The sequence below is a fragment of the Ochrobactrum sp. Marseille-Q0166 genome (assembly GCF_014397025.1).
Classification (GTDB): domain Bacteria; phylum Pseudomonadota; class Alphaproteobacteria; order Rhizobiales; family Rhizobiaceae; genus Brucella.
In genome coordinates this window covers 1283970-1308405 of the sequence record NZ_JACJUO010000001.1, presented here as the reverse complement: position 1 = coordinate 1308405, position 24436 = coordinate 1283970, and the positions used below count along the sequence as shown (strand labels likewise).

Sequence of the window (24436 nt, the reverse complement as noted above, 5' to 3'; positions counted from 1 at the left end):
CGGTAAGTTCCCTAAATAGGTGTCTGGCACAAAAAAACTGTCTGCTCTATGTTGCATCAACTTTTGCCGGACCCCCTCCATGCTTGAATTTTTCGATACATTGACGCTCCTCCTGACCATGGCCGCTTTCATTGCGGGCATTATCGATTCTATCGCGGGCGGAGGCGGCATGATTACGATCCCGGCTTTGCTACTTGCAGGTGTGCCACCTGTTGAAGCACTCGGTACCAACAAACTTCAAGGTCTGTTTGGTTCTTCCTCTGCAACCATAGCCTATGCACGCAAAGGCCATGTAAATATCCGAGAACAATGGCCGGAAGCTATTGCATCACTGGTCGGTTCAGTTCTTGGGGCACTGCTCGCAACCGTTCTGCCCGTCGATATCATGCGCGCAGCATTGCCAATTCTGCTGATCGCGATTGCCATTTACTTTGCGGTGAAGCCAAGCCTTGGCGACGTGGATCGCGCACGCCGTATCGGACCATTCCTGTTTGGCATTACACTGGTGCCATTGATTGGCTTTTACGATGGGCTTTTCGGTCCAGGCACCGGCTCATTCTTCATGCTGGCGTTTGTAGCCCTGGCCGGCTACGGCGTACTCAAAGCAACTGCCCATACCAAGCTGCTCAATTGCGCATCCAATATCGGCGGTTTTGCCACTTTCGCGCTTGTCGGCACGATAAACTGGAAACTCGGCATCTGCATGGGGATTGCGCAGTTCATCGGTGCTCAGATTGGCGCAAGCCTTGCCATGAAAATTGGCTCGCGCATCATCAAACCTCTGCTTATTGTGGTGAGTCTCGCGCTTGCCGTGCGACTTCTCCTGGAACCGAGCAATCCCATCCGCCAGATGCTTGGTTTCTAGAGCGCTGAATTAGAGAAAATCAGAATTCGATTCCCTTTTGCGCCTTCACACCCGAACGGAATGGATGTTTGATCATTTCCATCTCGGTCACAAGGTCGGCAAACTCGATCAGTTGGTCCTTGGCATTACGGCCCGTGATGATGACGTGTTTCATCTCAGGCTTGGCTTTCAACACTTCAATGACTTCTTCAAGCGGCAGATAGTCATAACGCAACACGATGTTAAGTTCATCGCAAAGTACCATGTCGTAACTTTCATCAAGGATCAGCGCCTTAGCCTGTTCCCACGCGTCGCGTGCCATGGCGATATCGCGGGCACGATCCTGCGTTTCCCATGTAAAGCCTTCCCCGAGGGCCGAGATTGTGACTTGTTCGGGAAATTTTTCCAACACCCAGCGCTCGCCGGTATCCCACGAACCTTTGACAAACTGCACGACGCCAATTTTCATACCATGACCAAGCGCACGAAAAACCATACCAAAGCCGGCGCTCGATTTGCCCTTACCCTTACCCGTATGAACGATCACAAGGCCCTTTTCGTCGGTCTTGGTGGCTTGAATCTTGTCGCGCGCCGCTTTCTTCTTGCGCATCTTATCCGCATGACGGGCATTTAATTCCTCTTCCGTCATCGAAAGAAGTTTTGCAGATTTCTCAGCCATTTAATGCCTCCATTTTTGGCGTATGATCTTATCCGAAAAGTCTGCAACTTTTCAGGATCAAGTGCCCGGATTCAAATTCATAAGGTGTGCCAGCTCAAACCGTGCTGAATTGGAACGGGGTACCCAGAAGCCCCGATCAATTGCGTCGTTAAGCTTTGAAGCAGTTTCACTCAACGCAGCCGGATTCTTATCAAGCATGAAATCATGTACCGCTCTATCAGCGATATAGGCCTGATAGACCGTCTCAAAGTGATGATTGCCAACTTTTCCAGTCGTTGCTGCAAAAGCAAAAAGATAATCAACGGTGGCTGCAATTTCCGCAGCGCCCTTGTAGCCATGGCGCATAACACCAGCAATCCACTTGGGATTAGCTGCGCGACCACGCACGACACGTGCCAGCTCTTCTTCCAGCGTGCGGATGACCGGCTTCTCAGGCCTTGAATGATCATTGTGATAAACGGTCGGCATCGTGCCAGTCAGATTCTCAACAGTCGCCGCCATCCCGCCTTCAAACTGGTAGTAATCATCGCTGTCGAGCAGATCGTGCTCACGGTTATCCTGATTTTGCACAACAGCTTGCACAGAACGCAGCCGCTCTTCAAGAAGCCCACGCTCTGCCTGCCCTTCATCGCCTGCGCCATAAGCATAACCACCCCAGACGAGCCAGGCTTCCGCCAGATCATTGCGCCCCGCCCAGCCATTTTCATCAATCAATGCCTGCAAGCCAGCGCCATAGGCACCGGGTTTTGAACCAAACACGCGATAGCCTGCACGACGTTCGGCAGTCTTTTCATCGGCACCGCTTGCGATCAGCCGAGCCTGCTCTGTTTTGATGCGTGCAGCAATCGGATTGTCTTCCGCCTCTTCATCAAGAGCGCCCACAGCACGAACGGCCTTGTCAAACAATGCAATCTGTTCAGGGAAAGCATCGCGAAAAAAGCCGGAAATACGTAACGTCACATCAACCCGCGGACGTCCAAGCTTTGGCAAAGGTACGATCTCGTAGCCAGTGACACGGCGCGAAGCCATATCCCAAAGAGGTTTCACGCCAATCAACGCCAAGGCCTGCGCAATATCATCACCGCCCGTGCGCATGTTGGACGTTCCCCATGCGGTCAAACCAAACGAGGTCGGCCATTCGCCATGATCCTGCGCATAACGGGTGATCAGCATTTCAGCTGATTTCCGACCAAGCTCCCATGCGGCAGGTGTCGGCACCGCACGGCTGTCGGTTGAAAAGAAGTTGCGTCCGGTCGGCAAAACATCTGGGCGTCCACGCGTCGGCGCACCCGACGGTCCCGGCGGCACAAAATGCCCTGAAATAGCTGACAGAAAACCTTCTATCTCCGAAGGCCCGCAGGATGTCACCTGAGGGCGTAAATGTTCGTTGATCGACTGCAATACGGCGTTGGTTTGCGTCCAATTTTCCGGACACTCGACTTCGCCCTCGACAAACTGAGCCGCGAGCAATTCGATACGCTCAACCGTATCACCAGCAATACGCCAGCTTGCAGGACTTGCAGCCAAGAGCAATTGAGGCTTCGCCCCAACCCACGGATCAGCCATCGAACAATCGAGTGGATCAAATTCTTCACCAAGTCCCGCATCCATGGCAATGGCACGTTGCAGGCTTTGCTCGCCCGGCAACCCACCCAGCGCAACAGGAATGCCGCGCGGCACGCGGGCAAGTGCGACCAGCAAGTCGGTGAGCAAACGGCCTCTCGGCGCGAGGCCAAAAATATGCAGCCCGTCTCGGATCTGCATTTCCTTGAGATCACAGAGATAAGCGTCGAGCTTTTGCAACGCCATGTCTTCATCGTCATGGTCGTGAATGCCTGCATCGCGGTCGAGACCAATATCACGCACGAGATCAAGTATCTGTGCCTTAAGTCGCAACAAGCGACGCGGATCGACGCCCGATGCCTCGTAATATTCATCGACCAGTGCTTCCAGATCCTTGAGCGGACCATAGCTTTCGGCGCGCGTTAATGGCGGTGTGAGATGATCGATGATTACAGCACCCGCACGACGCTTCGCCTGCGTACCTTCACCCGGATCATTCACGATAAACGGATATACATGCGGCGTGGGTCCAAAGACCGCTTCTGGATAGCAATTTTCCGACAGCGCCAAGGCTTTACCGGGTAGCCATTCCAGATTGCCGTGTTTGCCCATATGCACAATGACATCGATCTTCGCTACGTCACGCAGATAAGCATAAAACGCGATATAGCCATGCGGCGGCACCAGATCGGGCGAGTGATAGGTTTCTTTCGGATCTATATTATAACCGCGCGCTGGCTGAATACCGGCAATTGTTTCGCCAAAGCGCATCAGCGGCAGCGCAAAACCCTCAAGCTTCTTATGAAAAAACGGGTCGTTCTCGGGATCTCCCCAGCGGGTTTCAATTTCCTCCTGAATCGCTTTCGGAAGCTTTGCAAAGAAGGCCTTGTATTGATGGAGAGAAATGACCTCGCGGATCACACGTCCATCACGAGCGGCATTGGTTGGGCCAGCCATCAAAAGCTGCATGAAAGCGTCGCTATTGGCCGGCACATCACCAACCCTATACCCCTCACCCGCCATGGCCCGCAGCACTTCCACCGTTCCGGCTGGCGTATCGAGCCCAACGCCATTACCCAGCCTGCCGTCTCGGTTGGGATAATTGGCAAGGATCAGAGCCACGCGGCGTTCTTGCCGCGCTTTGCGCTTAAGACGCACCCAGTTTGCCGCCAGTTCAGCAACAAAATCCACACGACCGGCATCCGGTTCATGGGTGACGATATTGGCTTCAACAGCGCTATCGAATTGCTTTGCCGATTTAAACGACACTGCACGCGACAGTACACGACCATCCACTTCCGGCAGCGCCACATTCATTGCAAGATCGCGTGCCAGCAACCCTTGCTGCGATGCCTGCCATGTGGCTTTTGGCGTACCGGAAAAGATCACCTGCAAAACCATATTGCCGCGCTTATCCAGCACGGTCGGCTTGCGCTCCGCACCCGGCGACGAAATCGCAAAGCCGGTCGCATTGAGCACAATATCAGGCTGGCAATCTTCAAACACGCCATCGACAACCGCTGCTGAAAGCCGATCCTTGAGGCTGGAAACAAAGATCGGAAGCGGATTCAAGCCTTTGGCCAGCAATGCATTAACGAGTGCTTCAACCGGCTGTGTCTGCCCACTTTGCACCAGCGCACGATAAAAAATGATTGTTGCAACAGGCGCATCAGCGTCCTGCCATTTTTGGCGAATCAGATCGAGAGCTGGCGTCGCCATATTCGGCCACCACAGCCCAGCTTTCAGAAGCGGTGCCGCCTCTTCCGGCTTATCGCTTTCATCAATTAGTGCACAACAATAATCGAGAAAGCGGGACGTATTGGCAGCCCCGCCCTCGATCAGATATTGCCACAATGCGTCTCGCTCCTGAGCAGAAACGGTCGAAAAGCGTTCAAGTCCATAATCGGGCTTATCATCACCCGGAAGCACAGCAATCTTTATGCCGTGCGAAACTGCACAGGCATGAAGCGCCTCAAGCCCATAAGGCCAATAGGTCTCGCCACCGATAATCCTCACCACAATAAGCTTCGCATGCTGTGCCGTACGCTCAATATAAGCGTCAACCGACATAGGATGTGTAAGGCTCAGAAAATTAGCGAGCCGGAGACTTGGTCCTTCTTCCACAAGCTTATAGGCCTGTGAGAGACTGGCCAGCTCCGTATCGGCAGCGGAAAGGAACACTATATCACCCGGCGTCTGGCCGAGATCGACGGCCTCATTGCCGTCGCTTATCGTTCCTTTCTGGGCAAGCAATAAGTGCATTACGAAACGGCGTCTTTCACGGCTTTGGTGATTGCCTGTTCATCGATCTCATGAAGACCAATAACGACAAGACGCGTATTGCGCACTTCATCCTTGCCCCACGGGCGGTCGAAATAATGCTCAATACGTGGACCAACAGCCTGCACCACCAGACGCATCGGCTTTCCCGGCACATCCACAAAACCCTTGAGGCGCAGTACATCGTGCTCCGCAATCACAGCCTTGAGCTTCTCGGTAAATGCCTTAGGATCAGCAACCGATCCGGCTTCAACAACAAAGCTTTCGAACTCATCGTGATCATGCTCATGGCCATCAGCATGATGGATTTCATGATGCGACTTGCGATTGGCAATATCGTCTTCCGTACCTACACCAAGACCGAGCAGAACATCCGCACCAAGCTTGCCGAAGCTTGCGGGCACCATGTTGACGCGTCGTGTTGAGCGCTCAGCCACATCGGCCTTCACGCTGTCGAGTTTCGACGGATCAACCAGATCGGCCTTGTTCAAAACGATAAGGTCAGCCGCATGAATCTGATCCTCAAAAAGTTCCTCTAAAGGGCTTTCATGATCAAGGGAATCGTCCGCCGCGCGCTGCGCATCCACCTTATCGTGATCATCCGCAAAACGACCTTCAGCAACGGCAGCGGCATCGATAACCGTCACAACGCCATCGACTGTTACCTGCGTCTTGATTTCAGGCCAGTTGAAAGCTGCGACCAGCGGCTGTGGCAGCGCCAGACCGGAGGTTTCGATAACGATATGATCTGGGCGGTCTGCGCGGTCGAGAAGTTTGGTCATGGTCGGAATGAAATCATCAGCAACAGTGCAACAGATGCAACCATTGTTGAGTTCGATCACGTCTTCCTCACGGCAGCTTTCAATACCACAGCCTTTCAGAATTCCACCATCGACGCCCAGATCGCCAAACTCATTGATGATGAGTGCGATGCGCTTGCCATTGGCGTTTTCCAGCAGATTGCGGATCATCGTTGTCTTTCCGGAACCTAAGAAGCCGGTGATTACAGTTGCTGGAATCTTTTGTCCCTGCATCGAATTATCCCTTCATTTTGAGCGGCAGACCTGCCGCCATGAAATAAACTTCATCCGCTACTGATGCGACCGCCTGATGCAAAAAACCGGCATGATCGCGAAAATCCCGCGCCATCCGGTTTTCCGGCACAATGCCTAGCCCAACTTCGTTGGAAACGAATACAACCGGACCTGAAAGCCTAGGCAATGCTGTTACCAGTGTCTCAGTTTCAGCAGCGATATTCTGCTCTGCCATCATCAGATTGGTGATCCATAGCGTCAGGCAATCGACCAGCACAAAACGGTCACTACCTGCGTGTTTTTCAAGCGCCCCAACAAGGTCGAGTGGTTCTTCCACCGTCTGCCATTCGCCGCCACGACGGTCGCGGTGAATGGAAATACGACTTTCCATTTCCTCGTCGAATGCGCGCCCTGTAGCGAGATAGACTGGTTGAAGTCCTAGATCTTTCGATGTGCCTTCAACCAGTTTTTCTGCATAAGACGATTTACCAGAACGGGCTCCGCCAAGAACGAACGTGATTTTTGCATTTTCATTTCGGGGCGGAGCCATGCTTATCAGCCTTCGATTTCCGACTTTGCATAAGCCTGAATGAACCAGCCCAGCGCAAGACCGATCAAGGCCCACATGAACAGATTTGTTGCAAGCGATGCGACAGCATATTGCGAAGCAAGCAGCGACGGGATTGGCGATGTAATGTCTTCAGGATGCGGCGCACCATAAAGATGCGGTGCAATAATGAGCACAAGTCCGAGAATTTTGGAAACGATCTCACCACGCAAAACCATCAGATAAATGCCGACACCGCTCAACACCACGGTCGAAAGCCACCAAAGCTGACGTTGCGCAAGATCGGCGGCAGGCATTGCAGGCAGCTCCGGCGAAAGCCCCAGAGCTGGCAGGAAAGCGACTGCAAAGAAACCGGCCATACCCCAGAGAATACCGTTCTGCGGCGTAATTCGCCGGCCGAGAAAAAGCGCAACGCCACCCAAAAGAAGAGCAAACCCTGCACCGGCTACGAGATTGGCAAGCAATGTATTGCCGAAACGACCAAACGGCAGTTCTGCCCCGGCCTCTTCTTCACTTTCACTGGCTTCCGCCGCGGCATGATCGTGCGGTGCAGCCACTTCGGCATCACCATGGCTATGACCACCACCAGCGTCTTCATAAGTTTCCGCCTGAATGATCAGCGGAACAGTTTTTAAATACATAGCAGGCGTGACCAGAAGCCCTGCCAAAAGGCCCGCAGCAAGCGTAGCCAACAAATATCGGATCAACATTTCATTCCCTCAACAGCAATTTCGCTCCGATGGCCGTCCACCATCAAGCGACGCTCATTTCCTGTTTCTAAAAGCCAAACGGCTTAGTGGCAGGGAAACCCATATGAATGGCGCGTGTCGTGCGCTGAATCGTGCAGCGTATCGGAATGGGCGAGACCAACGCCGTAAATCAGAAACGCACCAAGGAGCAGCGAAACGACAGCGGTGCCAAGACGCGTTGCGAGTGGCAGAGCTAATGTGTTGGGAATAGAATTTTGGGTACGCGCAGCCATGACAACCTCCGTGCAGGCAGCAGGGAAAAACCTCCCATCGGGTGCGGACAAAATGTCCTTCACGCAACAGGCAGGTCTCCTGGCTCACGGGTCGTAGGGTTTGAAGCCGCCTTCCCAGAAACTTTCCGCTTCCAGTGGCTGCCGGTTAACCGGCTTGCATCATCCCTCTCCGCTCTACAGTCGCGGGGTCGGCTGCGATAAAGACGCCCGGATTGGGTCCGTCCGTCGCATTCCCTTTTTGTATCGCCGGGATTCGTCCCGGGAAAACCTGTTGTGTAAATCGACACTAGGCTTTCGCCAATGCGGCGTCAATCAGCCTTGGCGTAAAGCCGCCGGCGCAGCCCTGCGCCCTTATTTCTCACCCATTGATCAATCGTATCAGCATTACGCAAAATTCTCGGCCACAGCCAAAGCATCACGCCGAGAATCAATGTCCATGCAATGACAATGTCGGATAGAAAATGAGCGCCCATAAAAACCCGATTGAACGAGATAAGCACCAGTAACGGCACAAATACTGCCGCCACACCTGCGCGATAGCGGGCTGGCAAAAGGATCAACAATGGAAGCATTGCCGCAGCCGACGCGGCCTCTCCAGAGGGAAACGAACAACTATGCCGACACATGCCTGCGAGTTGCCATGCTGGCGTAAAATCCATCAGACCACCAAATTCGATCAGATTTCTCGGCCTCGCCCGACCGATGATAAGGTTAACAGTCTGAACGAGTAACCCCGGCCCCAGCGCGAAGGTCAGTGTGATAAAAAGAAGCTTGTGCGGCGCTATACGAACTAGAGGCTGGTGCCAAAGCATATAAAGCATCAAAAGCACCACCAACAACCCAAGAATATACCATACGCTGAGCCGATGAAATTCCCTCAGAGCGATCCAGTAAGGGTGTTGAGATGCAGGAAACACACCGGACGCAAAGAGATGCCGCGATACCGCGAGATCAACTTGCGGGAAAAGAATAAAAAAGCCACTGGCAACAATGAACAGATATAAAAAATTTCGCTCCCAACGAAGGGAGTAATATTCGAAACCAGGGCCAGGCGATGCCGCAATACGCATAAAACACCTATGGAAATATAAATAATAAAATCCGCGGTGAATTGACTAAAAAATATAGTTCAAAAGTTGTCTTTAATTAGGAAAAAAATAGGCATCTATACTTAAATTATAAAATAATAAAAATTACATAGCAATTTATTGTAAGTAATTTTAAAAATATTATAAAAATGAAAGAAATTGAAAACTGCCGTTAAACAAGGGCGAACAAACCATCAATATCCAGACAGTTTTCCAAACCTTCAGCGAGTTCATCAAGCGCCGCCTCAATACTAGCACGATAGTTTTCACCAGAACTGCTCACTCCAAGGCTTGCCAGAAAATGCCGCCGGAATTCATCTGACGCAAAAACGCCGTGCAGATAAGTCCCCGTAATACGGCCATTCACTGAAACAGCGCCGTCATAGTGATCGCCGATCAGCGAAAAGGCGCGGCAAGCATCCGGGCCACTGGTGCGCCCAATATGAATCTCATAGCCATCAAGCGAGGCATTATGAAGCTCTGAGCTAGCCACAACATTCCGCACGACTTTCTCCGGTTCCATGACCGTTTCAACGTCAAGCAGTCTCAACCCTTCAATGTCGCGCACCTGCCCCTCAATGCCATCAGGATCACTTATCCGATTGCCAAGCATTTGGAACCCGCCACAAATACCAAGTACATGCCCGCCGCGCCGCACATGAAGCTGCAAATCGCGCTCCCAGCCGTTTTCGCGAAATGCAATCAGATCGGCAATCGTCGATTTTGTTCCCGGCAAAACTACAAGCCCAGCATCATGCGGCAATGGCTGCCCGGGTGGAACCATGACGACCTCAACTTGGCTTTCTGCTTTCAGCGGATCGAGATCGTCGAAATTCGAAATACGTGGCAACATGGGAACCGCCACTTTCAACGCTTTGGCATCTCCGCGCGTCGCTCGTTCTAGAACAACCGAATCTTCTGCAGGAAGTCGCGATACGGCTTTCAGCCATGGGACGACCCCAAAGGAACGCCAGCCCGTAAAGCGAGAAATCGCTTCCAGACCATCATCAAACAGCGAAACATCACCACGAAACTTGTTGATCAGAAAACCGCGCACCATGGCGCGATCTTCTTCGTGCAAAATGGTGTGCGTGCCGACCAGCGACGCAATCACTCCACCACGATCAATATCACCTACTAAGACCACCGGCACATTTGCACGCGTGGCAAAGCCCATATTGGCAATATCGCCGGCGCGCAGGTTGATTTCCGCGGGCGACCCCGCTCCTTCAATCAGCACCAGATCGGCTCCTTCGCTGACAATGCCGAAGGATTCCATCACAGCCGCCATCAGTTGCGGCTTTAACTGCTGGTAATAGCGTCCACGCGCTTCGCCGCGCACTTTTCCTTGCACAACGATCTGACTGCCCATGTCAGTTTGCGGTTTCAGCAGGACAGGGTTCATATGAACCGATGAAGGCACGCCGCAAGCCAGAGCCTGAAGCCATTGCGCGCGCCCAATCTCTCCGCCATCATCGCTGACGGCTGCATTGTTCGACATGTTCTGCGGTTTGAATGGCCGGACTTTCAACCCGCGATTGCGTGCGACCCGGCAAAGTCCCGCAACAAGCACGCTTTTGCCGACATCTGAACCCGTTCCTTGAAACATGATTGCGCGTGTCATACGAGCTTGCCTATCCCAAGTTTAAGCGACTGGCAATCGCCAGTGATTGCGGCAACCTTATATGCAAAAATGCGCATCAGTTTATTACAAAAGTAAGCAACATTATTCCAATGGAGCGTTGGCAGCCACGCGCCATTGTGATCTAGTCGCATCAGGAGGGTGCGGTGCTCATAGGGAGGAAACCATGGATACTGCCGACCAGAACCAGTTCGAACTGAACGAAGATCAACTCGCCATTCAAGATATGGCACGCGGCTTCGCATCGGATTTTGTTGCGCCTCATGCGCTGCGATGGGATCGCGACAAGCATTTCCCGATTGACGTCATAAAGGAAACCGGCCCGCTCGGTATGGGCGGCATTTATGTTCGCGAAGACGTAGGTGGTTCCGCACTCAAGCGCTCGGATGCGGTCCTTATTTTTGAGGCAATCGCCGAGGCCTGCCCTGCTTTCTCGGCCTTTATTTCCATCCACAACATGGCCGCATGGATGATCGATACGTTTGGCGATGAAATCCAACGACATTGTTTTCTGCCAAAACTCACGTCGATGGAATGGCTTGCAAGCTATTGTCTGACTGAACCGGGATCAGGTTCTGATGCAGCCGCACTTCGCACCCGCGCAGAGCGTGATGGCGATCATTATCTGCTTAATGGCACAAAGCAGTTCATTTCCGGTGCAGGTGCCACCGATCTTTATGTAACAATGGTGCGTACCGGCGAGGACGGCCCGAAAGGAATATCCGCCATCATTGTGCCGAAAGATGCACCCGGCCTGTCCTTTGGTTCCAATGAACACAAGATGGGCTGGAACATGCAACCCACCCGCACGGTAATTTTCGACAATTGCCGCGTGCCTGTCACCAACCGTCTTGGGGACGAGGGCACAGGTTTCCGAATAGCCATGGCCGGCCTTGATGGTGGACGATTGAACATCGCCGCCTGCTCATTGGGTGGAGCACAATCGGCGCTCAATAAAGCTTTGGAATACACAGGCCAACGCAAGGCCTTCGGCCAGACGATTGACCGATTTCAGGCGTTGCAGTTCCGCCTTGCTGATATGGAGACCGAGCTTTCGGCCGCACGACAGCTTCTCTATACGGCCGCAAGCAAGCTTGACCGCAAAACACATGATGCAGGCAAGTGGTCAGCAATGGCCAAACGCTTTGTAACCGATATCGGGTTTAACGTTACTAACGACGCGCTGCAGCTTCTAGGCGGTTATGGCTATCTTCATGATTACGGCATCGAGAAGCTTGTCCGCGATCTGCGCGTTCATCAGATTCTTGAAGGCACCAACGAGATCATGCGCGTCATCATTGCACGCCAGCTGATCGGACGCTGATACATATATTGAACGGGAGGAAATAATGGCCAATATCGCCTTTATCGGCTTAGGCAACATGGGTGGCCCGATGGCCGCCAATCTGGTGAAGGCCGGTCACAAGGTCATCGGCTTTGATCTGCTGCCCGCTCATCTTGAAGAGGCTAGAGCCAATGGCCTTCAGATAGCGGCAAGTGCCGCAGAAGCGGTCAGCGATGTGGATGCAATCATTACCATGCTGCCTGCGGGCAAACATGTTCTTTCGGTTTATGAAGACATCGCGCCTAAGGCTCGTAAAGATTCACTTTTCATCGACAGTTCGACCATTGACGTTGATTCGGCACGCAAAGCGCACGAGATAGCAGCGCAGCATGGCCATCTCTCTGTTGATGCGCCGGTTTCGGGCGGTACAGGCGGCGCCACAGCAGGCACCCTCACCTTTATGGCGGGCGGCAGCGATACGGCCTTTGCCAGGGCTGAACCGCTTCTTCGACCTATGGCCGGTAAAATTGTTCACTCCGGGAGTGATGGTGCAGGTCAGGCTGCAAAAATATGCAACAACATGATTCTCGGCATTTCGATGATCGGGGTCAGTGAAGCATTCGTACTGGCAGAAAAGCTGGGCCTCTCGCATCAGGCCTTATTTGATGTGGCTTCCACCTCATCAGGACAATGCTGGTCGCTGACAACATATTGTCCTGTGCCCGGGCCAGTACCGACATCGCCAGCCAACCGTGACTATAAGCCCGGATTCGCCGCAGCCCTGATGCTCAAGGACCTCAAGCTTTCGCAGGAGGCTGCGAAGAACTCAGGTGCGGCAACGCCATTGGGGGCGCATGCTAGTGAGCTTTACAGCCGCTTTGAGGATGAAGGGCATGGCGGAGACGATTTTTCCGGCATCATCAATTTTTTACGTTCAACGAAAGCCGATATCTGACAAGTTCTTCTGCAAAACAGCGAAAAACCTGCCATGTTTAGATTTGCTTAAGTATCTGATAACGGTCCGGTAACGATGTTGAGTTAAAAAGGAGCCAGAGACGGTTCAAACCTTCTCGATGCTCCGGATCTGGTACTGCGTACCGGGGCTTTTGTCTCTCTCACCCCTGTGTAGTTCGGTGGGATTGCCATGCGTATTTGGCAAAGCCGCGCACCGTAAAGGCAGCGCGGTTTTTGTCGTGCTTGCAAATTTATAAATTATGCGTGATTTTAATATAAGTTTTTACCATCATCATTGAAATTCAGACGTATTCCTGTGACACGTATTTGATCATCTTTATATAAAAACGCATCGATAATTGCAGGCCATCGAGTTTTGACCACTTTAAAAACTATAACAGCACCATCTCCTGATAAATCCTTGTTTGGCCTGCCTCTCGCGGTGGTCTTCATACTTTGCTATTTTATCTTTCAAGCAGCTCTGGTGACACTGGTGTCCAACGGAGCTGGTCTTGATGACGCGGAACAGCTGGCCAATATCGGTTATCTGGACTGGGGTTACGGCGGGTCGCAGCCGCCACTCTACACATGGGTAACCAATTTTGCAGCTTCAGTGCTCGGCACTTCAATGCTGACGCTTCAGATCGTCAAGTTTGGTATGCTTGCAAGCCTTTTTCTGAGCGTCTTTGGCGGAATGCGACTGTTGGGCTTCTCCCGTCTGGTGGCCTCTGCTTCAATGCTGGGTTTGTTTCTCGTTCCGCAAATCGGCTGGGAATCGCAACGCGCCCTCACCCATTCCATCGCTGGAACTGCGGGCTGTGGATGGGCTTTTCTGGCCTTCGCTTGGCATATGCGCGCACGCAACGCGGTTTCCGCTGCCGCTCTTGGCATCACGATGGCTGCAGCGATGCTCGGAAAATTCAATGCATCTCTATTTGTCTTGATGCTCATCATCACCGGGCTTTCGGTCGCTGAATATCGCAAAATCCTGTTATCAAAATTTTCGCTTGTGACGATAGCGGCATTTGCAATCTGTTTTACCCCAACCGCACTCTGGATGCTGGCACATAAATCGAGCGTTGTTGCACGTTCGGGTAAACTTCAAATCGGTGCGTCGGGCAATTTTTTCTCTGATCGCCTTCACGGGATCGAAAGCTTTATAGGGGCAGCATTTCTGTTCTCGATCGTTGTGGTAGCAGTTGCTGGCATAATTTCCCTTCTCCATTCAGCAAAGCGTACGCCCGCGGCCAAACCTTTCACATCTGGTGAAGTGTTCATGCGTCGTCTTCTGGTGGTGGGAATGGTAATTGTCTTTGCTGGTGTGCTTGTGGCAGGTGTCAGCAACATCAAGGATCGCTGGTTACAGCCGGTGCTTTTTCTGGCTCCTGCAGTTATTGCGTGTCTGTTTGCTCAATATCGTCGTAACAGTCGCGCTTTGCAGGAATTCGCTGCTTTAGGAGTTATCGTCGCACTCATCGTTCCGCCTGTGCTTGCCTATTATCTGACGTATGGCTCGGGAAACCCACCCTACGGGCAGCTCGACTATCACGGTCTTTATGAACAAATGCGCAAGGATGGAAACTTCACGACGATCCTGACGGACAACGCCCAAATTGCAGGAAACTTCAGGCTCTTCGATCCATCAATCGAAGTGATCCACCCTGAAACACCTTATGGTGCATCGCATGCGTCCAAACCTGTTCTTGTCATGTGGTTTGGTGATGCTACACCAAATAAGAGTATATCGTCTCTTATGCGTGAAGCGAATATCACACCGCCTGATACAGGCATCAACACTGTAAATATCATTTACCGGACCCGCCCAGACACGCACCTCACAGTGAGTTATTTTCTGGAAAAGTAAAAAAGTCCGGGTTGTTGGCCCGGACCTTCACATATTATTCCACGGTTTCCTGAACGGCGTGTGCAGTGCTTTTAACATCGCGCCCCACACCACGAACGGTGTTGGCACATGAGGCAAGAGTAAAAGCGCAAAGAACGATGGCAACCGGGACAATGCGGGATAGCTTCATAACAGTCTCTCCATTGAGATGCTAAATTCAACCAAATATGCCTCCCAAACTACCTGACGCGTGCTGCCCGGTATTCTGGCGGTGAAGCTGTCTTTACAGCCGTCATATTAGATATCTAGCGCAGCATTTTTCATGGGCAAGAGAAGCAATTACAGCAATTTTACCAAAAATGCTGACAGCCTATGATCAGCCGCAAGCAGCTGCCGCAGATCCCCAACCAGATCGGAATGTCTCGAAACGTCCAGTGCGACGATATGATTCAAAAACGCTGCGCAGATGATCCGCGACAACCTGAATATGCTGACGCGCGTCTGGCCGGATAAGCATACCAAGCTGATAGCGTCCCAATTCCGGCAAGCCATGTTCGGGTCCCAATGCAACGATTCCTTCGCCAAGAAGCGTCTTGCCGAAAGGCGCAATAGCAAGATCTGCCTGTATTGCGGCACGCTGACCTGTCGAATGTGAACTCATATAAGCGATGCGATATGGCCGTCCAGAATTTTCCAGCGCTTCCAATGCATTGCCACGCCATGCACAGCCTTCTTCCCATATAGAAAGTGGAAGCGGATCACGACGATAGGCAGTTCCACACTTTGCGCCGGCCCAAACCAGTTCCTCATCCAGCAGAACCTCGGTATCACCTTTGCTCGGCACTGTATGCGAGAGATTGACCAGCGTAACGTCTAAACGCCGCTCATCCAGACGTTTGCGCAAGTTGGTGCTTTGATCGATAACCACATCGACTGTGACGCCCGGATGCGTCTCGGCAAATCTTTTCAAAACTAATGGCAGAATACACTCGCCGATGTCATCCGGTGAGCCAAGCCGCACCACGCCAGTGATGGCTGGAGCCACAAACTTCGCTACCGCTTCACGGTTCAGAGCAAGCAGTCGCCTCGCATAACCAAGAAGCACTTCGCCATCGCTCGTCAGCGTGACCGACCGCGCATCGCGCTCAAAGACTGCGACACCCAATTGGTCTTCGAGCTTTTTGATCTGCATCGAAACAGCCGAAGGCGTCCGAAACACCACATTTGCAGCCGCTGAAAAACTGCCTGTATCGGCTATGGCAGCGAATGTGCGCAACACATCCATATCAAGTGTTGGTAGAGGATGTTGAACCGGCGCCGTCATATTGAACTCCGCGATTTCCTTCAGTTCAATTTTTCTGATGTTATACCTTTCTATATTTCGTTTGATTGAACGTCAAGATGATTACAAGTTCGCTCAACGAGATCAGAATGCCCCATCACCTGATCTCACTTTTGTCAGGAGAACGAAAATGAGAATTCAATGTGAAGCACTGCAAAACGAATGTAGGGTGCACCCGTCACTTATCCAAAGCTGGTTGCAAGCGCGTATTAGATCGGTTGTCGCATTCCATACTGAATGGTCTTATCAGCGGCGCCTAAAGAAAAGCCGCAAGATGCTGGAGTCTTTGCCTGAGCATATTCTGGAAGATATCGGCTGGCCAAACATGAATGATCGCCTTCCTGTCTCCCGACGCAGCAGCATAAAGAAGTGAGCAATTGAGGGAAGGATATTCTTTGCCCTCAATTAAGCGACATATAGCCACCAATTTACGGCAGGCATTTAGCCGCACTATGCAATCTGAAAGTTCTATGTCTCAATATGTCTGTCCTGTTTGCGCCATAGCCTATCCCCTATAAATCCGGGCGGGAAGAACAGGGTAGACGGTCAGAAAGCGACCGACTGACAGGGTCTGTTAAAGTCCCTGTGTCATGACGGAGGCACAAAGCCTCAACTGCGTCGGGAACCGCAGTTTGGGCTTTCGAGAATGGGAACGATCAGGCTATGAATCAAGCTTCATCGATTAAGCGGTCTATTGTTTTTTTTCTGGTTCCGGACTTCTCGATGATCGCGTTTGCGACAGCGATCGAACCGCTGCGCATTGCTAATCGGATGCTGGGTTATGAAGCCTATCGCTGGCGCTTGACGTCTACCGATGGCAAGCCGGTCACGGCGTCAAACGGTGTCGAATGCGCCGTCAATGCTTCGCTGGACGACGAGCGTCGCTTCCTTCAGCGTGAACAGCGCCCTTCCATGGTGTTTGTTTGCTCTGGAGTTTATGTCGAAGAATTCCGCAACAAATCAGTCTTTGCCTGGCTGCGCGAGGAATATAACCGCGGAGTCGCGGTTGGCGGTCTTTGCACAGGCGCACATATTTTGGCCGCTGCCGGCCTCCTGTCAGGCAAGCGCTGTGCCATTCACTGGGAAAATTTACCCGGCTTTTCTGAAGCTTTTCCAAAAGCGGAAGTCTATGCAGATCTATTCGAAGTCGATGGCAACATCTACACTTGTGCGGGAGGGACGGCCTCACTCGATATGATGCTGAAGCTCATCGGCGATGATTTCGATGATAATCTGGTCAACCGCATCTGCGAACAAGCTCTCACGGATCGCGTGCGCAATCCGCATGATCGCCAGCGCCTGCCGCTCCGTGCACGTCTCGGCATCCAGAACTCAAAGATTCTCACGATCATCGAAATGATGGAAGCCAATCTTTCGGAACCGGAAGCCCTTATTGACGTAGCGCATAATATCGGGCTTTCGCGTCGTCAGGTCGAACGCCTGTTCCGTCAGGAAATGGGTCGCTCACCAGCGCGTTACTATCTTGAAATTCGTCTCGACCGGGCCCGGCATTTGCTATTGCAATCATCGATGCCTGTCGTTGAAGTCGCCGTTGCCTGCGGCTTCGTTTCCGCGTCGCATTTTTCCAAGTGCTACCGCGAACTCTATGGCCGCTCACCACAGCAGGAACGTGCAGAGCGTAAAATTCTTATGGCTGCATAAGTGTAAGCCAAACCATCAAAGCCGCATCTATCACGATGCGGCTTTTCTTTTTAAATCATTGAGATAGCCGCGCCTTGTGAATCTAGTTCTCAACGCAGTAGAACGCCAGATTTCATGATTCTAAAAACAGAAAACAGCCAACGAGGTTCGGTCGCCTCATGCCGTGATTATGTCGTAGAATGACAATTGTCACCTCCAGCCAATCACTATGATTCCAACAAATGAAAAATGGGATCGCATAAAATGGCAGAGTTTCCTAAGAAGGCGAAAGTAGTCATTGTCGGGCTTGGTGGCATCGTCGGCGCGTCGGTCGTCCATCACCTGATCGAGCGTGGCTGGGATGATATTGTCGGCATCGATAAATCCGGCATCCCCACCGATATCGGCTCCACAGCACATGCATCTGATTTCTGCTATGCGACCAGCCATGATTTCCTCTCATGCTGGACAACACTCTACTCCATCGATTTCTATGAGAAAATGGGCCATTATGCCCGCGTGGGCGGTATTGAGGTTGCCCGCGTCGGCGACGACTCCCGCATGGAAGAATTGAAACGCAAGGTTACGTCCGGCAAAGCTTTTGGCACACGTGCCCGCTTGATGGAGCCAGCTGAAGTCAAAGAGAAATTTCCGCTAATCGAAGAAAGCCTGGTTCAGGGCGGCTTGTGGGACCCGGATGCAGGTCTTGTTATTCCACGCTCTCAGACAGTTGCAGGCAAACTGATCGATCAGGCAGAAGCCGCTGGCAAGCTCAAGAGCTTCGCTAATACGCCTGCTCAATCGCTTGTCATTGAAAACGGTCGTATCAAAGGTGTTGTCACTCATCGCGGCACGATCGAAGCGGATTACGTCGTGGTTTGCGCTGGCCTGTGGGGTCGTCTGATTGCAGAAATGGTTGGTGAAGACCTGCCAGTCATGCCGATTGATCATCCATTGACCTTCTTTGGCCCCTATAACGAATTTGCGGGAACCGGCAAAGAAATCGGCTGGCCCCTTATGCGCGATCAGGGCAATTCGGCCTATATGCGCGATACAGGCGACCCAAAGACGGCCGAAGGTGGCCAGATCGAATGGGGGTATTATGAGGAAACCAATCCTCGCCTCTGTCATCCGCGCGATTTGCTTGAAAAGCATGAAGCACGTCTGTCGCCATCGCAACGCGATCTGGATATGGAACAAGTGCTCGAACCGCTCGAACGTGCCATAGAACTGACCCCAATCCTAGGCGAACTGGGTTACAATGAAAGCCATTCCTTCAACGGCTTCCTGCAAGTTACCACAGACGGTGGTCCTTCAATGGGCGAAAGCCAGAAAGTGCGCGGCCTCTGGTATGCTGTTGCAATCTGGGTCAAAGATGGCCCTGGCATGGGCAAGCTTATTGCCGACTGGATGACCGATGGCCGCACGGCGATAGATCACAACGCCATCGACTATTCGCGTTTCTACCCGCATCAGATGACCGAGCAATTCATCTGGGATCGTTGCACCGAAACCGCGATGAAGGTCTATAATCCGGCAGTTCATCCACGTGAACCCTTCTCCAAAGGCCGCAATATTCGCCGCTCACCTTTCTATGAGCGTGAAAAGGAGCTTGGCGGCTACTTCATGGAACTGGGTGGTTGGGAGCGTGCGCACGGTTATGCCGCAAACGAGCATCTTTTGGAAAAATATGGCGACCGTATTCCGGTACGTCAGAACGAATGGGACAATCGCCATTTCTGGCGCGTCTCCAACGCCGAACATCTCGCTCTGAGCGAAGATTGCGGCATCATCAACCTATCGCATTTTGCCATGTACGACATCGAAGGCCCTGATCATGTCGAGCTAATGGAATGGCTTTGTGCTGCCAAGGTCGGTGGCGATGCCAATATCGGCAAAGGCATCTACACGCACTTCCTTGATGATGAAGGCATGGTGCGCGCTGACTTCACCGTAATTCGCATGGCTGACCATATGCGTATGATCAACGGTGCCGATGCCGGCCCACGAGATTTCCATTACATGCGCCGCGTAGCCGAAGATAAGGGTTTTGATGTCACCATCACTGATGTCACCGAAAAATACGTCACCATAGGCATATGGGGGCCGAATGCCCGCCACAATCTCAAAAAGGTAGTGGAAGATCCGGAGGGTCTTAATCCAGAAAACTTCGCATTTGCCGCCATCAAACCGATTCGTATCGCAGGAAAAGACGTAACTGCGTTTCGTATTTCCTATGTCGGGGAACAAGGCTGGGAACTGCATATGCGTTATGAAGACGGTCTTGCTATCTGGGACGCATTGCGTTCGACGGGCGCAATCGCAGTCGGTGTGGAAACCTATGCCAATACGCGCCGCATGGAGAAAAGCTTGCGTCTTCAGAATGCAGACTTGCGCACCGAATATAACCTGCTTGAAGCAGATCTGGCACGGCCAAAAGTCAAGGAAGCGGACTTCCGTGGCAAGGCAAAACACCTTGAATATAAAGCCCGCGAACATCAGCCAGCCATGCTCTGCACTCTGGTCATGAGTGAGAATGTCGATTCAAACGGCGTCGCACGCTATCCGGTTGGCATTCTGCCTGTGCTCGACCCTGCGACCGGAGAAACACTGGTCGATACATTGGGGCGGCGTTCTTATACCTCGTCTATCGCTTACGGACCAAGTATCGGCAAAAACATCGCGCTCGCCTATCTGCCGTGGTCCTATTGTCAGGAAGGCCGAAAACTGAATGTAGAATATTTTGGAGAGACGTATCCGGTAGAAGTCGTATCGATTGGCTATAAACCGCTCTACGATCCTGAAAATTCAAAGCCCCGCAGCTAACAAACGCGAACAAAAAGCCGACTGGATATGTTCAGTCGGCTTTTTTCATTCAAACGATGACTACTGAAAAGATGCCTTTCCACCCGAAATGACAATCTTTTCGTCGCCTTTAAGCGCTTCACGGTCACCATTTGGAAACGTTACGAAGCAACCACTGTCACAAAAATCGACTGTCTCACCGGCAGCAATCAGCATTTCGCGTTTTGAGGCACCTTCGGTCACGACAATTGTGCGTTCAGATGCATCGCTATTGGAAACGGTCGCAGCATAGAGGTTCGGCACCGAGAAGGAGAGCGCAAGCACTGCGCCAAATGCGACTTTGCCAGCAAAGTTGACCTGAACTTTATTCATATCATATCAGCGTTTCCGCCGCTCCCGCTACAAGCCGAATACCGGCCCTATTGTTTGAAGCAGTTCCCTGCCCTCGTTATTACTTATAAGACTTCAAAACTGAACCGCAACTGAACACCTTGTTCATACCTTGTCATCACGTTCCGGTTTGTCCGCCTCCACGACCTTTTCCTTACGCGGCTTTGCCACACGCGCTGCGTCTTTGTTGACCAGTTCCGAGAGCTTTTCAATTTCAGACATACCCAGCACCAGATCAGTGGAAGAAGAAGCCAGTTGAATTCCCTCGGCATGGAACCGCTCGACAATCTGGAAGCGTAACTCGTTCTTGATACCACCCGTCGATGTAATATCTGCAACATGTGCATAGATATCGAACACCAGCAGCGACTCCGTCATACTCTGGAGTGCCACAAATGGCTCTGGGTTTTTCAAAATCGATGGATGTCCACGAATAATTTCTAACAACAGAGCATGAACACGACGGGGCTCGTCCGTATAGGCAGCCTGTACATTGATATCGATACGGCCAAGCTTGTTACGAAGTGTCCAGTTGCCAACATTGCCGTTGATCAACGTCGAATTCGGAACAACGATTGACTGTTTCTGGAAAGTTTCGACTTCTGTAGCGCGCACACTGATCTTTTTGACAATCCCGCTAACTGTCCCCGCTTCAACCCAATCTCCGACCTTGAACGGGCGCTCAGCAAGCAGGATAAGACCGGAAACAAAATTCTGGACAATATTCTGAAGACCAAAACCGATACCGAGCGAAAGACCGCCCGCGATGAGCGCCAGACTGGATAGATTGAAGCCTGCCGCCGATACCGCGATCAGCGCTGCGAGCACGAGTCCTACATAACCGACAACCGTACGGATGGAATTGCGCACACCTGAATCGACACGACCACGCGCTAGAACTTTGCTATCGAGCCAATTTTGAAACCAATGCGTCATCAGATAGACAATGGCGAACAGAGCCACGCCCGTCAGGATGCCCATCAGCGATATGGAAATGCTTCCTATCTGGAAGCCGGTCATCAAATGATAGAAGGTATTCTTGAGTTCTACCCACTGGAAGCCGAATTGCATAAGCACCAGGGGAATTCCAACCAAAGCGACGACAAGATTTATAACAATGCCGACGACGAGGCCCAGCTGGTCTAGTTTTGCTTCATCAAAATGGAAGCGATCATGCATCACGCGACCAATGGGGCTGGATGCAAAAGCCTGTTCTTCAGAGATAGCACGACCAGTCAGGAATCCTAAATACATCGTTACGAGAAACGCGCCAGTCACGACGATCTGTTGTGCCATAAACCGTGCAAGGCCAACAAAGCCAAGACATGCCGCAACAATCGGCACAAGGCCGAGGAGGATAAGAAATACCCGAAACGCTTTAGGCCACGCTCGAACGGCCTCTCCACTGTTTCTCTCGATAGGCTTTAAAAGTGCGATGATCAATATCAGTACACCAATAGCGACAGTTGAGAGCAGGCTTTTGGCCATTGTCAAAGACAAAGGCGAAGAGAGAACCTGATTAACCTTGCTGAAAAAAGAGTCGAGACCGTTGATCAGGGCCATACCTGTGATGAGCCAGACCAAAGCCCTGCCAGGCCGCGGAGCAATGGGCACCAAACGCCACGCCGGTGTGTAGGGGCTAATGCAAGCAAAAGCCAATCGGCTGATGAAAAACACAATACCTAAAACGATAAATAGGGATTGCAGAAGCGTGCCGATATCGGGCCTGAGCACATTAAAATAGTCTAGGCAAAAATAGGTTGTCGCGAGAAATACAGCGACCGCGCCCGAAGGGATTGCTGTTGACCAGAAGGCAACGGACAAGCGGCTTAGATAGGACGGCGCTTGGTTGGTTACATCACGTTCATAAAGCGATCCCAGAACGCGTCGGGCACCGAGTTGAATGACCAAAGCTGCAACGATTGCGAAGAAAGCTGCGGCGAGAAATGAATTCAGCTTGAAGGTGAAAACGAAACGCCACCATGATTTCACAATGCTCCAAAGTGACATCATCTGCTTGCCAGCAGCACTCGAGACTTCAGAACCGAGACTGAGATCAAGGTTTACGCGCTGAGACAAGGTTTGAGTGAACAGATCGCGGCGCATGTTGCCGATTTTCGCTGACATCTGATTGACCGCGAGCGAAGCATCTTCGGTTTCACCGATAACCGCGTTGATTTCAGCTTTTTCAGCAATCAAACGCGCACGCTCTTCGGCAACGATTGCCGGTTCCGCCGCCTGATCCGCAGAAGGAGCCGCACCCAACTGCTCCAGCCGTGTATTGATTTCGGTCAGTCGAGGACGAAACGCAACACCTGCATCCAGCAACTTCTTGGAAAGACCATCAAGCTGCAGCTTAAGATTGGCGAGAGATTCATCGCTCGTTACAGATTTCTGTAACTGGTCATTGATGGCTTTGGTTTGTTGCTTGAGATCGTTGATAACCGGCTTTTGCTGCTGCACCACACTCGAGACAGGCGTACTGCCTTCAACAGCGTCCGGCGCTTTGGGGTCTGCCTTTTCCTCGACGACAGATTGTTCAGCGACCACCGCAGGCTTAGGATTTGCTGCTTTCATATCTTGTGCAAAGGAATGAGCCGTTACTCCAAACGAAGTAGCCAAAGCGATCATTGCAAATGCAACTGCGCGGAAAATCGATAAATATGTCAATTTCAACTCTGCCGGTTTCTCGATCTGCTTTTGAACATAAAGCGCATCACGACAGAAGCAATACTATGGCGACAGCCATACCAAAATGGGTTTTCGATTTTATTCAGTGATTTCAAAGCATCACCGGACACCGATTCAGAAAACGATTCCCTTTTTTGAATCGATGCTGTAGGTGTCATCGCTAAGCACCGAGAAAAATACGATGTTTTTGAATCGGGCACTGCACAAAATCGAATAAACAGAATGGTTTAGCACTCGGCACAATCATTCCGAAAATGGCTTGTTTCTGCGGAAAGTCTCTCAAAGAAAGTTCACGCGGTTTGATTAAAGGCATGAGCAACAAGGATCGACGCACTGTTCGTTATCATCAGCATGGATTTATGCTGATCGTGACGTGTGTTGTATCATTTGCAGCCTTTTTGTTCGCGATAGACCTTTCTGCGCTCGGCGGTGAAACATCCCGCGCGCTTCCCGGAAAAATGGCGGCGCAACAGATCGACAACGCACCTACGATCCCTGCGCGTCAGCAGTCCACACCCGCAACGCAGCCCATGCGGGCAGTCCTGACCGAGGCGATAGCGGCTAAAATCAAGGCCGCTTATCCTCTCGGAAACGGAGATGCGATAGCCACTCTCTCCCATGAAATTGTGTTCTTCAATGCACGGCCTGCCGAAGCCGCAGCAAGCTCACGCTTTTTGAGGCTCTCGCAAAGCAATCATGCTTTCGCGCGTGCGCCACCGAAGATTGGCTAAAGTGTCCTTCTAATGGACAGGCCCGACACCCCTGAATCAACTACCCAAAATTGCGCTATAAGTCTTTGTTTTCA

General features: G+C 51.8%; 19 protein-coding genes and 1 riboswitch. Of the genes, 7 read left to right on the top strand and 12 right to left on the bottom strand.

Annotated elements, in window-relative coordinates:
- The first annotated feature begins 79 nt into the window (after positions 1-79).
- Positions 80-865, top strand: coding sequence for a TSUP family transporter (locus H5024_RS06170; RefSeq protein WP_187544504.1), 786 nt, complete (start codon positions 80-82; stop codon positions 863-865).
- A 19-nt stretch (positions 866-884) separates the two neighbouring features.
- On the opposite strand, the gene cobO is transcribed toward H5024_RS06170, so the two are convergent.
- The 8 genes from cobO to H5024_RS06130 form a co-directional block, all read right to left on the bottom strand.
- On the bottom strand, positions 885-1523 hold the full coding sequence (cobO, locus tag H5024_RS06165; RefSeq protein ID WP_187544503.1) for a cob(I)yrinic acid a,c-diamide adenosyltransferase: 639 nt from the start codon (positions 1521-1523) through the stop codon (positions 885-887).
- A 57-nt stretch (positions 1524-1580) separates the two neighbouring features.
- The gene (gene cobN / locus H5024_RS06160) at positions 1581-5348 is read right to left on the bottom strand and encodes a cobaltochelatase subunit CobN (RefSeq protein WP_187544502.1); all 3768 of its coding nucleotides are present in this window, start codon (positions 5346-5348) and stop codon (positions 1581-1583) included.
- Entirely contained in the window at positions 5348-6400 is a 1053-nt protein-coding gene (gene cobW, locus H5024_RS06155; protein WP_187544501.1) for a cobalamin biosynthesis protein CobW, read from the bottom strand. Before cobW ends, cobN begins: the two co-directional genes overlap by 1 nt.
- 4 nt (positions 6401-6404) lie before the next feature.
- Positions 6405-6950 carry a bifunctional adenosylcobinamide kinase/adenosylcobinamide-phosphate guanylyltransferase gene (gene cobU / locus H5024_RS06150; RefSeq protein WP_187544500.1) on the bottom strand — a complete coding sequence of 182 codons (546 nt, stop codon included), beginning with the start codon at positions 6948-6950 and terminating at the stop codon, positions 6405-6407.
- A gap of 5 nt (positions 6951-6955) precedes the next feature.
- Entirely contained in the window at positions 6956-7678 is a 723-nt protein-coding gene (locus tag H5024_RS06145) for a CbtA family protein (RefSeq protein ID WP_187544499.1), read from the bottom strand.
- Between the two features lie 83 nt (positions 7679-7761).
- Positions 7762-7950 carry a CbtB domain-containing protein gene (locus H5024_RS06140; protein WP_187544498.1) on the bottom strand — a complete coding sequence of 63 codons (189 nt, stop codon included), beginning with the start codon at positions 7948-7950 and terminating at the stop codon, positions 7762-7764.
- Between the two features lie 51 nt (positions 7951-8001).
- A riboswitch (cobalamin riboswitch) is annotated at positions 8002-8237 on the bottom strand.
- A gap of 21 nt (positions 8238-8258) precedes the next feature.
- A complete protein-coding gene (locus H5024_RS06135) occupies positions 8259-9020 on the bottom strand; it encodes a phosphatase PAP2 family protein (RefSeq protein WP_187544497.1) in 762 nt (253 codons plus the stop codon).
- Between the two features lie 190 nt (positions 9021-9210).
- The gene (locus tag H5024_RS06130) at positions 9211-10662 is read right to left on the bottom strand and encodes a cobyric acid synthase (RefSeq protein WP_187544496.1); all 1452 of its coding nucleotides are present in this window, start codon (positions 10660-10662) and stop codon (positions 9211-9213) included.
- A 184-nt stretch (positions 10663-10846) separates the two neighbouring features.
- Between H5024_RS06130 and H5024_RS06125 the strand changes: the two genes are divergently transcribed.
- The 3 genes from H5024_RS06125 to H5024_RS06115 all read left to right on the top strand — a co-directional run bounded on the left by H5024_RS06125 (position 10847) and on the right by H5024_RS06115 (position 14783).
- Positions 10847-12004 (top strand): isobutyryl-CoA dehydrogenase, encoded by a 1158-nt coding sequence (locus H5024_RS06125; RefSeq protein WP_187544495.1) that lies wholly within the window; start codon positions 10847-10849, stop codon positions 12002-12004.
- Between the two features lie 25 nt (positions 12005-12029).
- Entirely contained in the window at positions 12030-12920 is an 891-nt protein-coding gene (gene mmsB / locus H5024_RS06120) for a 3-hydroxyisobutyrate dehydrogenase (protein WP_187544494.1), read from the top strand.
- A gap of 492 nt (positions 12921-13412) precedes the next feature.
- On the top strand, positions 13413-14783 hold the full coding sequence (locus H5024_RS06115; protein ID WP_348770677.1) for a glycosyltransferase family 39 protein: 1371 nt from the start codon (positions 13413-13415) through the stop codon (positions 14781-14783).
- A gap of 34 nt (positions 14784-14817) precedes the next feature.
- Here H5024_RS06115 and H5024_RS06110 read toward each other — a convergent pair whose 3' ends face one another.
- Entirely contained in the window at positions 14818-14952 is a 135-nt protein-coding gene (locus H5024_RS06110; RefSeq protein WP_094539832.1) for an entericidin A/B family lipoprotein, read from the bottom strand.
- Positions 14953-15138: 186 nt separating this feature from the next.
- Positions 15139-16086 carry a LysR family transcriptional regulator gene (locus H5024_RS06105; RefSeq protein ID WP_187544492.1) on the bottom strand — a complete coding sequence of 316 codons (948 nt, stop codon included), beginning with the start codon at positions 16084-16086 and terminating at the stop codon, positions 15139-15141.
- Positions 16087-16767: 681 nt separating this feature from the next.
- On the opposite strand from H5024_RS06105, the gene H5024_RS06100 reads away from it, so the two are divergent.
- Together H5024_RS06100 and H5024_RS06095 are read left to right on the top strand one after the other, a co-directional pair.
- Positions 16768-17766 (top strand): GlxA family transcriptional regulator, encoded by a 999-nt coding sequence (locus H5024_RS06100; protein ID WP_187544491.1) that lies wholly within the window; start codon positions 16768-16770, stop codon positions 17764-17766.
- A gap of 243 nt (positions 17767-18009) precedes the next feature.
- Positions 18010-20571: an FAD-dependent oxidoreductase gene (locus H5024_RS06095; protein ID WP_187544490.1), complete on the top strand. Its 2562-nt coding sequence runs from the start codon at positions 18010-18012 to the stop codon at positions 20569-20571.
- Between the two features lie 60 nt (positions 20572-20631).
- On the opposite strand, the gene H5024_RS06090 is transcribed toward H5024_RS06095, so the two are convergent.
- Positions 20632-20922 (bottom strand): hypothetical protein, encoded by a 291-nt coding sequence (locus tag H5024_RS06090; RefSeq protein ID WP_187544489.1) that lies wholly within the window; start codon positions 20920-20922, stop codon positions 20632-20634.
- A gap of 123 nt (positions 20923-21045) precedes the next feature.
- Positions 21046-23610: a mechanosensitive ion channel family protein gene (locus tag H5024_RS06085; RefSeq protein WP_187544488.1), complete on the bottom strand. Its 2565-nt coding sequence runs from the start codon at positions 23608-23610 to the stop codon at positions 21046-21048.
- A 332-nt stretch (positions 23611-23942) separates the two neighbouring features.
- Here H5024_RS06085 and H5024_RS06080 point away from each other — a divergent pair, with 332 nt between their 5' ends.
- Entirely contained in the window at positions 23943-24362 is a 420-nt protein-coding gene (locus H5024_RS06080; RefSeq protein WP_210309600.1) for a hypothetical protein, read from the top strand.
- Positions 24363-24436 lie beyond the last annotated feature (74 nt).

Bases quoted from the DNA above. Each gene is read 5' to 3' on its own strand.
- H5024_RS06110 (WP_094539832.1), bottom strand. From the start codon at position 14,952: ATGAAGCTATCCCGCATTGTCCCGGTTGCCATCGTTCTTTGCGCTTTT.
- H5024_RS06145 (WP_187544499.1), bottom strand. From the start codon at position 7,678: ATGTTGATCCGATATTTGTTGGCTACGCTTGCTGCGGGCCTTTTGGCA.
- mmsB (WP_187544494.1), top strand. From the start codon at position 12,030: ATGGCCAATATCGCCTTTATCGGCTTAGGCAACATGGGTGGCCCGATG.
- H5024_RS06090 (WP_187544489.1), bottom strand. From the start codon at position 20,922: ATGAATAAAGTTCAGGTCAACTTTGCTGGCAAAGTCGCATTTGGCGCA.
- H5024_RS06125 (WP_187544495.1), top strand. From the start codon at position 10,847: ATGGATACTGCCGACCAGAACCAGTTCGAACTGAACGAAGATCAACTC.
- H5024_RS06170 (WP_187544504.1), top strand. From the start codon at position 80: ATGCTTGAATTTTTCGATACATTGACGCTCCTCCTGACCATGGCCGCT.
- H5024_RS06105 (WP_187544492.1), bottom strand. From the start codon at position 16,086: ATGACGGCGCCGGTTCAACATCCTCTACCAACACTTGATATGGATGTG.
- H5024_RS06130 (WP_187544496.1), bottom strand. From the start codon at position 10,662: ATGACACGCGCAATCATGTTTCAAGGAACGGGTTCAGATGTCGGCAAA.
- H5024_RS06095 (WP_187544490.1), top strand. From the start codon at position 18,010: ATGGCAGAGTTTCCTAAGAAGGCGAAAGTAGTCATTGTCGGGCTTGGT.
- H5024_RS06100 (WP_187544491.1), top strand. From the start codon at position 16,768: ATGAATCAAGCTTCATCGATTAAGCGGTCTATTGTTTTTTTTCTGGTT.
- H5024_RS06135 (WP_187544497.1), bottom strand. From the start codon at position 9,020: ATGCGTATTGCGGCATCGCCTGGCCCTGGTTTCGAATATTACTCCCTT.
- H5024_RS06080 (WP_210309600.1), top strand. From the start codon at position 23,943: ATGAGCAACAAGGATCGACGCACTGTTCGTTATCATCAGCATGGATTT.
- cobU (WP_187544500.1), bottom strand. From the start codon at position 6,950: ATGGCTCCGCCCCGAAATGAAAATGCAAAAATCACGTTCGTTCTTGGC.
- cobO (WP_187544503.1), bottom strand. From the start codon at position 1,523: ATGGCTGAGAAATCTGCAAAACTTCTTTCGATGACGGAAGAGGAATTA.
- cobW (WP_187544501.1), bottom strand. From the start codon at position 6,400: ATGCAGGGACAAAAGATTCCAGCAACTGTAATCACCGGCTTCTTAGGT.
- cobN (WP_187544502.1), bottom strand. From the start codon at position 5,348: ATGCACTTATTGCTTGCCCAGAAAGGAACGATAAGCGACGGCAATGAG.
- H5024_RS06140 (WP_187544498.1), bottom strand. From the start codon at position 7,950: ATGGCTGCGCGTACCCAAAATTCTATTCCCAACACATTAGCTCTGCCA.